This window comes from Desulfosporosinus sp. BICA1-9 (genome assembly GCF_000802135.1).
In genome coordinates, this window is the sequence record NZ_JUEE01000150.1 from 1 (window position 1) to 14,432 (window position 14,432).

Here is a 14,432-nt window from a genome sequence, read left to right on the forward strand (position 1 = left end):
CTGCCGCCGTCATCGGTGGAAGCGAACAGTTTATCTCCATATTCTTCAAAGAGCTGCATCAGCCTGTTAGCTGTGCGCTGGGAATAGCTCACCGATTCGACCAACCATTTTCCCCATTCTCCATGCGGGAGCAAGGCCTTGGCCTCCTTCAGGCGCTTGCCGACCTCGATGGCATTGGTAAGCATGATTTTACAAGTCTGTTGTTTGATCCTATTAATCTCAGCCGCGATGCCTTGCGGCGTACGTTCAGTGATGGGTTCATTCATTTTGATTCCCGCCTTTTTGGTAGCTTTAATTACAGCATACGTAGACGGGCTTCGGATGGTGAAGGCTTGGGTATAAACCTGTTGAAGAAGACAAGCTGCTATATCAATCACTTTCACTCAAAGGAGTTCCCCAGATCCTCTTTTTCAAAGGTGGAGAATATCAAGAGGAAGCTCGACATATTTAGCCAGCAATTACTTTAGTAATGAAGGAGAAGGCGTGGCTGTGCATGAAAGAGTAATAAAGAAATGTAGCAAACGGCTATATTCGCTGATTCGTGGCGTATATAGCCGTTAATTTTTGATCTTAAGCAAACTTTCAGGAAACGATCAACAAACGTTCAGTTGGCATTTAGGCGTGATTCAGGAACAAAAATTATAGTAATAGAGCAACAGTTTAGACTTTAAACAGGAGGCCAAAATAAAAATGAAAATTTACACTTTCAAATTAAAAATTGCAATATTAATAATAAGTTTATTAGTTGGAATGGTATATGTTTTATCCCCATATCCGAGCAAAGACTCTATTTCGTTAGTGTATAACTAGGAGTTTTACCTACCTGTATATAACGACTTTGAACTCCAGGAAGGAAATAGCTGCGCTGCATATTCCGCTGCTTTTATTTTAAGAAACTTAGGAATAAAAACCAAGGGCGCTGATGTTTATGCTGAAATCCCTTTCAAAGACCCTTTTCAATCGCGTTTATATTGCAACAGGGAAAATCCTGTTAGAGACAGCCCAAGTGGTGGTTAAGTGTTGACCGGTGTGCAATACTATCGCACCAGCCATCCATAATCCTGCCTGCAATCAACGATATAGTCAACATACACTGTCTGATCCTTAATCTGATACAGAATCAGATACCACTTTTCCACGAATAATTTGTGGTATTTATTGAGCGGTATAAATTCCGCGTTGAGAAAAGTAAAACGTTCCGGCATGGTGGAGAGGGAGCGAATAGCGTCCATCAAATCATTTTTTATCTTACGCGCAGCAGACGGGCTTTTCTGTGCCAAAGACAGAACATGGCCGGCCAGCATCTGACGGGCACGGTCGGAAACAATCACCTTATATTGATGCTTTTTTTCCATGCTCCACCTCATCAATAATGCTTTCCAGATAGCTGTCCAGTTCATCCGGTATGGTTCCGGCGCGGCCGGCCAGACGATCTTCCTCAACGGCCAACAGCTCTTCACGCAGCTTTAACATTTTCTCACGACGGGCAAATGTATCTATATCCATAACCACTAGATCGCCCTCGCCGTTTTTGGTAAGATACACAGGCTCACCGGAGGACTTGCATAAAGCCGCAATTTCATTATAATTTTGCCGGATGCTTGCGGATGGTTTAATCTGCATGGTATCAACTCCTTATAGTAATATTATACCTATATTATACCCATATTATACCTATATTATACCCATTTCATGCTATGAAATCAATCGCAAATTGTGTTACAGCCTTTCAATTTCCTGTAGGCGCTGCAATCCTAGAGTGATTTTCAAATAATCGTTCATGTCCTTTTCACGCTTCGGTGGCTCATCGGAAATGATGTAAGCGGATGGGAGAAAATTATGATTACCCCCGACGGTTCACGAGCTTATGTCACCAATTTTAGTAATAATACTGTTTCATTGCTCGATACGGCTATTAATACGGTCATTGCAAATTTGCCGGCAGGGCTCGGTCCTTTTGGAATTGCGATTACTCCAATTCTATTATGTTAAGTTGAACCTTTTTGGGCGGAGTGTTGTTGTTTTGACCTAGTTAGACCTCCCGAGCGTTTTGCCCGAGAGGTCTTGTTATTAATTAATCCAACAGTCAAACCATTGATTTTACTTCGGATTTCAGACCCCAACCTCCAACGTCATTTCTAAGATTTTATAGGACAGATATAGCTGAAACAAAATATCAACGTCGTTAAGGTCGACATTTAAGATACTCTCGATCTTTTCTATCCGATAAAACATGGTATTGCGATGGATATTTAAAGCAGTAGCCGAATCCTTGATGTTTTTAAAATTACGGAGATAAATATGAAAGCTGTGGACAAATTCCGTGCCGTTTTTCTTATCATAGTCAATCAGTTTGAGCATGGAACGGTGCAGAAACTTTATATAGTTTTCGTTATCAGCATGACAATTTATAAGATCATAAATAAGGTAATCAGCATAACTGAAAAAATGAGTCTCTTTTTTGACGAGATTGCCCAGCTTTAGCGCCTCAACGGACTCCAAGTAATGGTCTCTTACTTCCGTTAAGTCAGTAAAGGAGCGACTGATTCCTGCTTGTAAATTATTCGTAATCATGAATTCTCTTAAAACCTTGGATTCATTCTCCAGAAAATGCATTTCATTTTCACAACTGGCGAGTATTGCAATGTTGTTATTATAGATTACTGCGCTAGCGTTCGCTAATTTAAGCTCAACTTCTTCTCTCAAGTAAGGAAGCGTTGACTTTGTTGCGTCAAAATTTTGTGTATCTAAGAATATAACAAACAGCTTACGCTTTAACTTCAAACCTAATATCTTTAGTCGTTCATCGATTTTGCTTTCGTCTTTAAACTTGTCATCGAGCAGATCGAGCAGAAAGCTTTGATGCAGTAAGCCTTGAGATAAATGATTATACTTATTTTTTTGTAGCTCGATCGAAAAGGCATCGCAAAGGATGGAGACGATTTCTTTGTCGCTTTCTCTAAACTCTTGGTTATGGGCGCAAGCCACCAAAACAGCCACATTCCGCTTGTTGATAGTGATTTCCCCGATAATTCTAGGGTATTTACAGTAGGGGTCCAGCCAGAAAAAAGGTTCTTCATGTTTCGCTATTTCGTCAAAGAGGCTTTCCTTAACATAATACGAATAGGTCTCAAAATTAAAATTATTATTTATCTGAAGCTCGTTCCAGACGGGGTCATCGGTAACCAATGTTTCGCCGGTTGAAGCAAGAAGCTTTACGCTAAGGTCAGTGATCGTAAAAGGGTTGCCCAGCATTTGATAGCCTAGATCGACTAGGGCTTGAAGGTCGGACCCTTTGCTGAGTGTCTTTACTAACTCCAGGGAATAGCGAGAAAGAATCAAATTATCCTCCATAGTTACCTCCTTGGCCAGGTGATTGTGCACTTTGTACATTATTTACAGACTATTTCGTCAAATTTTACAAAGGGAGAATCTTCAAAAAAAAGAATAAATAACTGTAGAGATATCAAGACAAATAACTACAGATCCGAGGTGGGGACAGCATCTAAGCAACCTTTATTATACCGAAAATGCATTACTTTAGCGAATGTTACTTGAGAAAGCTATCTAATTACCCAGCAAGCAAAACTTAGAAATGGAGGTAGATCGATCTTGATAATCATCGGTGAAAAAATTAACGGTACAATTCCTTCTGTAGCCAAGGCAATCGCTGAAAAGGATGCCGACTTTATTCGAAATCTGGCTAAAGCTCAGGCAGAGGCAGGCGCTGCATTTATTGATGTGTGTGCATCGGTTGAAAACAGCCTTGAACTCGAAACGATCAAGTGGCTGATTGATCTGGTACAGGAGGTTACAGACACACCCCTTGCGATCGACAGCCCGAATGTAGGTATTTGTGCCGAAGCGATGAGGTTCTGTAACAAGCCTGGTCTGATCAATTCGGTATCCATGGAAGGCGACAAGGTTGATGTCATATTTCCGCTGATAGCCGACACGAAATGGGAGTGCGTTGCCCTCTTAAACGATGACACAGGAATTCCCCAGGACGCTGATAAACGCATGAAAGTGTTTGCTGCCCTGATGCTCAAAGCCATGGAGTATAACATTGATCCGTCCCGCTTGCACATTGATCCTTTGGTACAAATGCTTTGCACCTCGGAAGACGGAATTAATTCAGTTACAGCAGTCATTAGAGCAATCAAAGCACAGTATCCGACCATTCATGTCACCGGAGGAGCAAGCAATATTTCCTATAATCTCCCTGCCAGAAAACTCGTGAATCAAGCCTTCCTCGTTTTGGCGATGGACGCAGGAATGGACAGTGCGATCATTAACCCGTTAAACAGAGATATGATGGGCATGATCTATGCTACTGAAGCACTTAAGGGTGAGGACGAATACTGCATGGAGTACATCGGAGCATTCCGTGAAGATAAATTCGGGCAGAAGAAATAATCAATACAATAACCAATCATCAGTAGTCAGTAGTCAATTTAATTATTAAGGAGGACTCAAAAATGTCTAAGATCGAAGAAGTAAAAGCAATGTTAGAGGCAGGAAAAGCGAAACTCGTTCCAGGTTTGGTGCAGGAGGCCTTGGATGAAGGCGCCGAAGTGCAAACCATTCTCCAGGCTATGATTGACTCCATGGGCGTCGTCGGTGACAGATTCTCCGCAGGAGAAATTTACGTACCTGAAATGCTAATGGCTGCTAAAGCGATGTCTAAGGGAGTGGACGTACTAAAACCATTACTCACTGGCGGCACCTCATCTACTTTAGGTACCTGCCTTATTGGTACAGTGGAAGGCGATCTTCATGACATCGGGAAAAACCTTGTGGCCATGATGATCGAAAGTGCAGGATTTGATGTGGTCGACCTTGGCGTAGACGTATCGGCAACTAAATTTATCGAGGCCATCAAAGTAAATAAAAACGTAACCCTAGTGGCATGCTCAGGACTTCTTACAACAACCATGCCCGCAATGAAACAATCCGTTCAAGAGATCAAAGCCAGCGGTTTGACAGGCTTCAAGGTCATGGTTGGCGGTGCGCCAGTCACCCAGGAATACGCCAATGAGATCGGTGCCGATGGTTTTGCCCCCGATGCAGGAAGTGCCGCTGTCAAAGCTAAAGAATTAGTAAAAGCGTAAAACACGAAAATATAAAGCGTAAACCAAGTGTAAACGAAGAGAAAACCAAAGATAGCCAAAGATAGCCAAAGAAACCAAAGAAACAAAGAAAACTGACCGAAAATCGAAAAAAATTACTAGATGTTATTAAGGAGGCGGAAATTTTGTTAACAAAGAGACAAAATTTAATGGAAACGATTAAGGGTGGAAAACCCGATCGATTTGTCAATCAGTACGAGTTTATGAATATCATCATGGAAGCACCCATGGGAGTTCAATTTAATTATGGTCAGATTTGGAAAGATCATTGGGGCATTACCTGGAATTGGCCAGAAGGCCAACTGGGCATGTTCCCTGTGCATGATGCTGAACACAAGGTGTTGAAGGATATCGCCAATTGGAAGCAATACGTGACAATCCCTAAGGTTGAAACGTCCGATGAAGCATGGGGTCCAGCGATTGCCCATGCCAACTCTGTTGATCGTAACAAGGAATTTGTCACTGGGTTTGTTGCACCCGGAATATTTGAAATGACCCATCACCTTATGAGCATGGAAGATGCCTTAATGGCTTTGTATGAAGAGCCTGAAGCCATGCATGAATTCATTGAAGCCCTTACCCAGCGCGAACTGGAATGGGCCAAGGTATTGATCGAGAAAATTCATCCGGATTGCATTTTCCATCATGATGATTGGGGCAGCCAAAAATCCTCTTTCATTTCTCCTGAAATGTTCGCAGAGTTCTTTTTGCCGGCTTACAAGAAAATCTATGGCTACTATAAAGCTAATGGTGTTGAGCTGATTGTGCACCATAGTGATTCTTATGCAGCGAACTTTGTTCCCTTTATGATTGAAATGGGAATCGATATCTGGCAGGGAGTCATGACCACGAATAACACGCCTGAGCTGATCAAGAACTATGGGGGACAGATCTCCTTCATGGGAGACATCGATAGCGGTGTGGTTGATTTCCCAGCCTGGACACCTGAATTAGTTGCTCAAGAAATCGAGAGAGCTTGCAAAAATTGCGGAAAGCTATACTTCATTCCGAATTTGACTCAGGGTTTGAATTTAAGTTCATTCCCCGGCGTATACGAGTCAGCAAGTGAAGCGATCGACAGAATCAACAAAGAAACGTTCTAGACAGGTTACTGAAACAAACGGAAGTTTCCTTTGTCAATAAAAGTTGCCAAACAAGTTTGACGTTAGGATAAATTGGGTTTACTAGCGCAGGAAGAATCCCTATTTAGTCAAATTTTTCTAAGGTAACCCATCCTTTTTACGTTATTTTAAATTGTTATAAGGGGGATAAATCATCAAAACCACGAATGTTAGTTCGCAGCCATCGTCGTACCGTTGGGTGATTCTCAGTGTCATGTGTTTAGCTACGTTTATTGGATGCCTGGCACAATTTCAAGTTGCAGCCCTGGCTTTCAAGATTATCCCTGAGTTGCAGCTTACTTCTTCACAGTTTGCCTTGATTATGTCCGCACCCATGTTACCAGCTGTACTCCTCAGCCTCGCAGCTGGTTCATTGGCAGATCGGTTCGGAGTGAAACGAGTAGTCACAGTAGGGTTTGCTTTTTCCGTAGTCGGAGTGTATTTCCGCTATGCCGCCACCGACTTTACGACAATGTTTATTATGATGATCTTAGCGGGGCTCAGTTCAGCGTTCCTCAATGCCAATGCAGCTAAGTTACTTGGAGCGTGGTTTCCTATGGAGAAGATGGGAACTGCCATGGGACTTTACTTTTCTTCCGCTGCAACGGGTATAACAGTTGCTTTAGCAACATCTGCGATGTTTCCTTCATCTAAAAGCGCCTTCATCACTGCAGGTATTTTCATGCTCGTCGTATGGATTGCCTGGATGGCACTGATTAGGGTCAAGCCTAAAGGCGCCCCCGATCTGCCGATTATGCCAGTGAGCAAGTATATAGGTGTCGTTGCCAAGAGCAGAAACGTTTGGCTTGTCGGCTTAGGAATGATGTTTTTCATGGGCGCGAACATGTCCTTTAGCGGTTTTTTACCCAATGCCTTGAACGCTGTACGGGGGGTGGACCCAGTAACTGCGGGCTTGATGGCTTCGATTGTCACGATTGGAAATATGTTAGGCGCTATTGTAGGCCCGGCCATGTCAGATCGTGTTGGCAGAATTAAGCCTTTCTTGGCCCCTGTGTGTATTTTGGGAGCAATCGCCATGTACGCTTCTTGGATTGTACCGACTGGGGCGATCATGTGGGCAACCCTCTTTGTGCTGGGAGTTCTCATGGGAATCAGCTCACCCTTGCTCATGGCCTTCCCCATGTTACTTCCAGAAATAGGCCCTCGATACGCTGGGACTGCTGGTGGGATGATCGCAACACTTCAACTTCTCGGTGCTTTCATTATTCCAGCGTTTATTATCACTCCGTTGGCTGGCTCGAACTTCAGCCTCTTATTTAGCCTAAGTAGTCTATTCTTTTTATTATTAGGAGTGGTATCCCTCTTCCTACCTGAATTGGGTGCTAAGTCGCGAGCTAAGTCGACTCCTATCGCTTCGCAAGCTCTATAACAAACAAAAAGAGGAGGAGCAAAAATATGCTCCTCCTCTTACGCGAGGTGGGGAAGGCCTATCCTTTATCGCTCTCGATAAATGGCAGTATAAAGGAGGCGATTGATATGGACGCAGTATTAAACGACCTAATTAGGGTTTGCTAACACTATGCCTCCAGTTCAAACTTCCGATGAAGCATGGGGTCCAGCAATTGCCCATGCCAATTCTGTTGACCGTAACGAGGAATTTGTCGCACCAGTCTATGCCCCAGGTATCTTTGAAATGACGCATCACTTGATGGGCATAGAAGGATAGTTATTCCGGGAGAAAACGCTTATCGATTTTAGCCCTAGTTACCTCGATGACGATGGTTGCCCCTATTGTCGCTCCGGTTTTCGGTGCTTTGTTATTAAGGTTTACGTCATGGCGTGGAGTATTTAGCGTCTTGGCGGTGATCGGTCTTTTGATCACCCTCGCAGTGATTGCCATGGAAGAAACCATTGAGCAGCGTTCTAAAGGAAGCATCCTAGAATCCTTAGGGAGATTAGGAGTTGTTGCGAAAAATCCAAGGTTAATGGTACTTTTACTGACGTTTTCCTTAATGGCTATTCCGATAATGTCGTTCATTTCATCCTCGTCCTACATTTTTGTCAATCAATTTGGGTTAAGTGAACAGGTTTACAGTTATTATTTTGCTGCCAATGCTGTTTTTATGGTCATTGGTCCCTTGCTTTATATGAGACTAACAAGGCTAATTAACCCAATTTCACTAATCACAGTCAGCTATGTTATCGCCTGTTTCAGTGGATTATTAATCGTAACGATAGGAAGTCAGAGCCCGATGTTGTTCGCATTGTCATTATTGCCCGCGACATTTGCCGGCAGTGTTACCCGTCCTCCAACCTCTAACTTAATGCTGGAGCAACAAAAGGGAGATACTGGTGCAGTTGTATCCGTCATGTCCTTTACCTTTACTATCTTTGCTAGCATCGGTATGATGCTGATTTCATTGGACTGGGCAAATAGGGTTAGGGTTATGGGGCTCATGTATGTGGTTTTTGCCTTTGTAAGCTTAGTAATATGGAGTCTGATCTATAAGAAATCGTTTGTTCAGAAGGTCTCGTTAGAATAGCGCCTATTCACGGTAGCCTTATTGGATTGAAGTCCAAATAAAGGTAAATTATCCATGAGTGGAGAACAAATTGTAAAGAGGCCATTTTTCGAAGAAATTGAGGTTGGGAAGAAAAAGGTTGAGGGTTGATACATGTTTATTTGGTTAAGCGGAGTTAAAATCGTTTTGTATTCCTTGGTTTTTATTAGGGTACTACAAAAAAACCCAATAAGCATCCTACTGGTATTAATTGCGCTGGCCCTGTTGGTCAGCGGCTGTTGGCGCAGTTACTATAAGTATAACAGTAGGAAAGTGAACATAATTACTTTGCTTCTGGACTTAATCTTGACTATCGTTTTCTCCCTGTTTTGCCCAAATGGCGGATTTGATAAACTATTTGTGATCTATCTGACAGAAGGAACAGCAATTTTACCAAAACCATTTTTCATTGCCTACGCTATACTTACCACGGCGGTTGGTGCAGGAACTATCGCACTATTCGAGTTAAGAGAATATGGGCAATTGGAGTTTCCGGGAATTGGTGAACTACTTCTGTATGTTTTTATATTTGGTCTGGTTTTTAGTGAAAGAAGGCAGCGGGAACAAAGGCTGGCCTATAAAAAATTAACAAAAGAACTTAGATACTCCAACCTTCAACTGCAAAAAAGTATGGAATTAAGCGAAAGCTTGGCCTCCGAAGCGGAGCGGAGGCAAATAGTCGGTGAAATACATGATAGTCTGGGTTATCACCTGACTGGTTTGGTTTTGACCCTCGAAGCCGGAAAAAAGCTGACCACCCATGACGTGGAAGCGGGAAAAACCTACTGGGATAAAGCTATCAAGATTTCTCGGACAGCCCTTCAGTCTGTGAGGGAACTGGTTTTGACAAAAAAGGAGTCATATTTTGAATTTGATTTGAGTTCCCGTCTGATGGAAATGGTCCAGGAAGTCCGGGCACTCACAGGATTGGAGCTTGACCTTGAGCTTGACATTGAAACCCAGGCTCATGGGCTTTCTGGCCAACTACAGTTCAATATGTATCGAATTTTTCAGGAAGCGGTTACCAACACCTTGCGCCACGCCAAGGCTGACCGTGCTCAAATTTCAATTTCCAACAAGGAATTACTGTATTTCTCCTATTGGGATAATGGTTGCGGCACAAACAGGATTGAAGCAGGAAACGGCTTACAGGGTATGAAAGACAGAATCTCTGCTCTTGGCGGCACTGTTTCTTTTCAGTCAGGGAGCGGTATTGGCTTTAAAATCGAAGGGTGCATAGACAGGCGGGGGGAAAATAATGAATAAGATCAGAATTCTGATTGTAGATGACCAACCAATTGTCTGCGAAGGTTTAAACACCATTCTTCGACTGGAAGATGATTTTGAAGTTACGGGTGTTTGTCACAATGGGCAAGAGGCTCTGGACTATTGCGAGCAGACTAAGCTCGATATTGTACTGATGGATGCACGTATGCCGGTAGTGAATGGTATTTTGGCAACCAAAGAAATCAGTCGGCGGTTTCCAGATACCAAGGTGTTAATTCTGACAACCTTTAATGAGGAAATGCTGATTTTTGAAGGCTTACAGAACGGCGCCAAGGGCTTTTTGCTTAAAGATATGGAGCCTGACGAGTTATGTAAGAACATCAGGGTAGTACATGCCGGAGGTGCTTGTCTCCATCCCGATGTGACGGTAAAAGTTCTTGAAAGGATTACAACCCAGGGAATGGGGAACGTCCTTGACAATTTGTCCGGAGGCAGTTTTGATCAACTGACAAACCGGGAGAAAGAAGTCTTAAGATTGATTGGCAAGGGTTTGTGCAACGCGGAAATATCCTCTGCCTTGTATATTACCGAAGGAACCGTGAAAAATCATGTCAGCAGTTTGTTAGCCAAGTTTGGGGCTAGGGACAGAACACAACTGGCTATCCTGTCGCAAAAGACATGACTTAGGTTAGAGAAAACTCTATCTCTAGTATGATGTGCAGCGCCTCCCTCATCTTTACTATTAAGGTGAGGGGTTTTCTATTTTTAAGGGGCGTGACTAAATGCTGAGCACAGGGAGTTGTTCTATAACCTGAATCTTACTTGTGATTCAGGTTATCTTACTGTTACCGTCATTGAAAACTGCATTTACTATGGTAGAATTATTATAAATCTTTCAGAGAAAGGAGAGCGGGATTGAAGCTACTTGTGGAGCAGTCTTTGGACTGCAAGGAAACCGTAATCAAAATAACCTGCGGACTTATGGATGAACGTTTAAAGCGGCTTATCGAACAAATCAGGCTGTTCTCATTTTCTGTTACAGCTGAAAAAGACGGTGTGACACTTCCTATTGCTTTAGAGGATATTTATTATTTTGATACAGTTGACAACAAAACGTTTCTATATGTCGAAAGGGATGTGTATAGCTGTGACAAAAAACTATATGAACTTGAAGTACAGCTTGAGGATACTCCTTTTATAAGGATTAGCAAAAGTAGCATTTTGAACACAGCAGTAGTTACTTCTGTACGGGCGCAATTTAGCGGAAGATTGGAAGCGATATTAAAAAACGATGAAAAGGTGATTATTTCTAAACACTACATAAAAGGCTTCCGCGATAAATTTGAGCAATAGGAGGTAATAGATGAAAAAGATTGTCATTATAACTTGCTCCAGCTTCACCGCAATCGTGTTATTGTTTGCGCTATTCTCAACCTTCGATATGGTGCCAGAGCTGTCAAAAAGCATTGTTTTGCAACTATTTACTATGGCTTTGTCAATTTCTGTGTTGATGTTTTTTAGCGAAAAAATTGGGGACAAATTGGCTGAAAGTTCGATGGCTGTGGACGCATTGATACGGGTGCTTATCTGCTATAGCGTGGTATTTGTGGAAGGCTGTTTGTTTGGAATGTTCCCTTTTGGTTGGATAGCCATAGCCAATATTAGCCTTGTTTTAATTCCGGCGTTTGTAATTACTTATGCGATTGGGTATTTCACTATTGTTGACTTTGCGAATCAAATCAACAAAACTATCAAACGAAATAAGTAGATCAACAACTATTTTCAAGTCGACGGAAATTCGTCGGCTTTTTACTTTGCCTTTTTGTTATCTTACTCTTTGCTAAAGTCATCTCACTTCTGTACCTATTGTGAACAAAAATTACATTGATATGATAATAGCAGACACAAGAAAGGAGTCTTTGAAATGCCCAATATTATAACAGTCAAAAATTTAATAAAGACCTACGGTGAAATCAAGGCGATCAAAGAAATAGATTTTTATGTCGAAGGTGGGAAGCTGTTTGCGTTCTTGGGTCCGAACGGGGCAGGTAAATCAACAACAATTGATATACTATGCACCCTACTTGAGCCGAGCAGCGGACAGATAACAATTGACGGTCATGTCCTAGGTAAAGAGGATGACGCCATTAGAAATAAAATAGGTGTTGTCTTTCAAGACAGTGTGCTTGATTCACTTTTAACAGTCAGAGAAAATTTGACAACAAGAGCACGTTTCTATGGAATGAGCAAACTAAAAATCAAAGAAGCTGTAAGAATGGCTGCACTCACAGCGGACGTTATGGAGTTTATCGATCGCCCGTATGGGGAGCTATCGGGAGGGCAACGGCGACGAGCAGATATTGCTCGTGCGCTTGTAAACACTCCAAAAATCCTGTTTTTAGATGAGCCGACAACTGGCCTGGACCCAAAAACTAAAGAAGGTGTTTGGCAGACCATATTTGAGCTGCAAAAAAACACGGGCATGACCGTGTTTCTCACCACCCACTATATGGAGGAAGCGGCATCAGCCGATTACATCATCATTATAGACCACGGGCAGATTGCGGCCAAAGGCACTCCTTACGATTTGCAGGAACAATACAGTTCTGACAGAATCCATATAAAGACCAAAGACAGGGACGCAGTTATAAAACTATTAGACCGTGAGCAAATGACATACACGATAAAAAACGGTTTAATTACCGCCGACATAGCTGATACTGTTGCAGCAATTCCGTTATTGGAAAAAGCTAAGCCGTATATAGATAGCTTTGAGGTCATTCACGGCTCCATGGAAGATGTTTTCCTTAAAATCACAGGAGGTAAAAACTAATGTTAAATTTCGCTGTACGCAACTTAAAGATATTCTTTCGCCAGAAAAGCGCCGTTTTCTTTTCTCTTTTAAGTGTGTTTATCATTATAGGCATATATGTACTGTTCTTGGGTGATGTTTGGATAGATAATATCCCAGAGGGTTTATCGGAAGCCGAAAACCTTATGAAGAACTGGATTATCGCAGGCATTGTATCGGTAGCATCTATTACTACGACTATGGGAGCCTTTGCGATAATGGTTGAGGACAGAGCACGAAAAAACAGCAAGGACTTTTATTCAGCACCGATTAAACGAAGCAAAATAGTCGGTGGATACATTCTTAGTGCATTTGTTGTTGGTATCATAATGAGTTTCATCACTTTTGTAATCGGAGAACTATATATCTCTGTTAGCGGCGGAACAGTTTTATCATTCGTTTCTATGGTGAAGTTTTTGGGCGTAATGCTGATTTCTGTAATGGCGTCCAGCTCTATGGTGTTTTTTCTTGTCAGCTTTTTTTCGACGACAAGTGCCTTTTCAACAGCAAGCACTATTCTAGGAACTCTTATAGGCTTTTTGACAGGTATTTATCTGCCAATCGGAACATTACCTAATGCAGTGCAATGGGTAGTAAAACTGTTTCCAATATCTCATGCTGGCGCACTTATGCGGCAAATTATGCTTGAAGAACCGGTTGCCATCACCTTTGCGGGTGTTCCAGAAAGTAACGTTTCCGAATTCAAGGAAATGATGGGTGTCGCCTATACCTACGGAGAATACACTGCCTCAACCACTACGCATATAGTAGTTCTTATTAGTATCACTTTTGCATTCTTTGCCCTTGCATTATGGAATGTTTCAAGGAAAAGAAAAGCGTAAGCATGAACTTTTATCGGCATGGCCTTAAACAATAAAACATCTCCAAGCTTAATGCCGATAACTATTGTTTTTGGTATAGCATTTGTGGGAATACTAATTTTAAAATTTGATATAAAAGGGGATAAGAGCATGAATAGATTTTTTGCAGGAAAAGCAGTTGGTACAATTATAGTCTTTGGTCTATTGGGGATATATTTATTGCTAAAATATGTCCTGCATCTTTTTTAGGGTTTTCTCTGTTTAGCAATCGTTAGACATTGTTGACGTGCCTTTTTACGATAGAGGATGAAATTTTGTAGCTATTTGGCATTCAAGTTCTATATGATTAACAATGCATTAGGCCTACCGGTCATTTACTCTTCGGTAGGCCATTTTCCTTCTCTTACCTCGGTTTAACCGGTTTAATTTCGACGACGTCCAGAACGTAGTCTTGATTAAAAATCTGCAATTATCAATATTGAAAGGAAGGAAAATTCAATTGGTTTTAAGAATACTAATGAAAAAGAGAATAGCGGGGGAAGAACAATATGGGGAGTGTACTACTAAAAACTAAACTGCACATACCTAAACCGTAATTGTCAAATGCTACGCACGTAAGCAAAGAAAAAGCCCAACCCTAAGGTTGGACATGAATTTCTAATTTTTAGTTTTGTAGCAGTTAGCTGGTAGCTCTTTCGACCAAGGAACAAACTTTTCAATCAGTTCCGGAGATTGGTTGAAATCTGTATTCGGCATCTGTT

General features: G+C 41.9%; 16 protein-coding genes and 2 pseudogenes. 14 read left to right on the forward strand and 4 right to left on the reverse strand.

Annotated elements, in window-relative coordinates:
* Positions 1-266: DUF3102 domain-containing protein (locus tag JL57_RS18555; RefSeq protein WP_291300254.1), on the reverse strand; the 266-nt coding region annotated here is incomplete at its 3' end.
* Between the two features lie 80 nt (positions 267-346).
* Between JL57_RS18555 and JL57_RS34805 the strand changes: the two are divergent.
* Positions 347-430: pseudogene (locus JL57_RS34805) on the forward strand (thioredoxin); the annotation flags it as partial.
* Positions 431-1,037: 607 nt separating this feature from the next.
* Here JL57_RS34805 and JL57_RS18560 read toward each other — a convergent pair.
* The gene (locus tag JL57_RS18560; RefSeq protein ID WP_034143467.1) at positions 1,038-1,355 is read right to left on the reverse strand and encodes a type II toxin-antitoxin system RelE/ParE family toxin; all 318 of its coding nucleotides are present in this window, start codon (positions 1,353-1,355) and stop codon (positions 1,038-1,040) included.
* A complete protein-coding gene (locus tag JL57_RS18565) occupies positions 1,333-1,623 on the reverse strand; it encodes a type II toxin-antitoxin system prevent-host-death family antitoxin (RefSeq protein ID WP_034143468.1) in 291 nt (96 codons plus the stop codon). Before JL57_RS18565 ends, JL57_RS18560 begins: the two co-directional genes overlap by 23 nt.
* A 216-nt stretch (positions 1,624-1,839) precedes the next feature.
* Here JL57_RS18565 and JL57_RS34810 point away from each other — a divergent pair, with 216 nt between their 5' ends.
* A complete protein-coding gene (locus tag JL57_RS34810) occupies positions 1,840-1,992 on the forward strand; it encodes a hypothetical protein (RefSeq protein ID WP_291300252.1) in 153 nt (50 codons plus the stop codon).
* Positions 1,993-2,112: 120 nt separating this feature from the next.
* On the opposite strand, the gene JL57_RS18570 is transcribed toward JL57_RS34810, so the two are convergent.
* A complete protein-coding gene (locus JL57_RS18570) occupies positions 2,113-3,354 on the reverse strand; it encodes a CdaR family transcriptional regulator (RefSeq protein ID WP_034143469.1) in 1,242 nt (413 codons plus the stop codon).
* Positions 3,355-3,612: 258 nt separating this feature from the next.
* Between JL57_RS18570 and JL57_RS18575 the strand changes: the two genes are divergently transcribed.
* The 12 genes and pseudogenes from JL57_RS18575 to JL57_RS18625 all read left to right on the forward strand — a co-directional run bounded on the left by JL57_RS18575 (position 3,613) and on the right by JL57_RS18625 (position 13,692).
* Positions 3,613-4,416 (forward strand): methyltetrahydrofolate cobalamin methyltransferase, encoded by an 804-nt coding sequence (locus JL57_RS18575; protein WP_034143470.1) that lies wholly within the window; start codon positions 3,613-3,615, stop codon positions 4,414-4,416.
* 62 nt (positions 4,417-4,478) lie between these two features.
* On the forward strand, positions 4,479-5,111 hold the full coding sequence (locus JL57_RS18580) for a corrinoid protein (protein WP_034143471.1): 633 nt from the start codon (positions 4,479-4,481) through the stop codon (positions 5,109-5,111).
* A 143-nt stretch (positions 5,112-5,254) separates the two neighbouring features.
* Positions 5,255-6,232, forward strand: a complete 978-nt coding sequence (locus tag JL57_RS18585; RefSeq protein WP_034143472.1) for a uroporphyrinogen decarboxylase family protein — start codon at positions 5,255-5,257, stop codon at positions 6,230-6,232.
* A gap of 232 nt (positions 6,233-6,464) precedes the next feature.
* Positions 6,465-7,640, forward strand: a complete 1,176-nt coding sequence (locus JL57_RS18590; protein ID WP_045691702.1) for a nitrate/nitrite transporter — start codon at positions 6,465-6,467, stop codon at positions 7,638-7,640.
* 153 nt (positions 7,641-7,793) lie between these two features.
* A pseudogene (locus tag JL57_RS34815) lies at positions 7,794-7,931 on the forward strand (uroporphyrinogen decarboxylase); the annotation flags it as partial.
* Between the two features lie 52 nt (positions 7,932-7,983).
* Positions 7,984-8,754 (forward strand): MFS transporter, encoded by a 771-nt coding sequence (locus tag JL57_RS18595; protein ID WP_291300253.1) that lies wholly within the window; start codon positions 7,984-7,986, stop codon positions 8,752-8,754.
* Positions 8,755-8,886: 132 nt separating this feature from the next.
* Complete coding sequence (locus JL57_RS18600) at positions 8,887-10,038, forward strand: sensor histidine kinase (protein ID WP_034143474.1); 1,152 nt, start codon at positions 8,887-8,889, stop codon at positions 10,036-10,038.
* On the forward strand, positions 10,031-10,681 hold the full coding sequence (locus tag JL57_RS18605; protein WP_034143475.1) for a response regulator transcription factor: 651 nt from the start codon (positions 10,031-10,033) through the stop codon (positions 10,679-10,681). The genes JL57_RS18600 and JL57_RS18605 overlap by 8 nt, the downstream gene beginning before the upstream one ends.
* 233 nt (positions 10,682-10,914) lie before the next feature.
* Positions 10,915-11,352, forward strand: a complete 438-nt coding sequence (locus JL57_RS18610; RefSeq protein WP_034143476.1) for a LytTR family DNA-binding domain-containing protein — start codon at positions 10,915-10,917, stop codon at positions 11,350-11,352.
* Positions 11,353-11,362: 10 nt separating this feature from the next.
* On the forward strand, positions 11,363-11,767 hold the full coding sequence (locus tag JL57_RS18615) for a DUF3021 family protein (protein ID WP_034143477.1): 405 nt from the start codon (positions 11,363-11,365) through the stop codon (positions 11,765-11,767).
* Positions 11,768-11,923: 156 nt separating this feature from the next.
* Positions 11,924-12,832 (forward strand): ABC transporter ATP-binding protein, encoded by a 909-nt coding sequence (locus JL57_RS18620; protein WP_034143478.1) that lies wholly within the window; start codon positions 11,924-11,926, stop codon positions 12,830-12,832.
* Positions 12,832-13,692 (forward strand): ABC transporter permease, encoded by an 861-nt coding sequence (locus JL57_RS18625; RefSeq protein WP_034143479.1) that lies wholly within the window; start codon positions 12,832-12,834, stop codon positions 13,690-13,692. Before JL57_RS18620 ends, JL57_RS18625 begins: the two co-directional genes overlap by 1 nt.
* Positions 13,693-14,432: the final 740 nt, after the last annotated feature.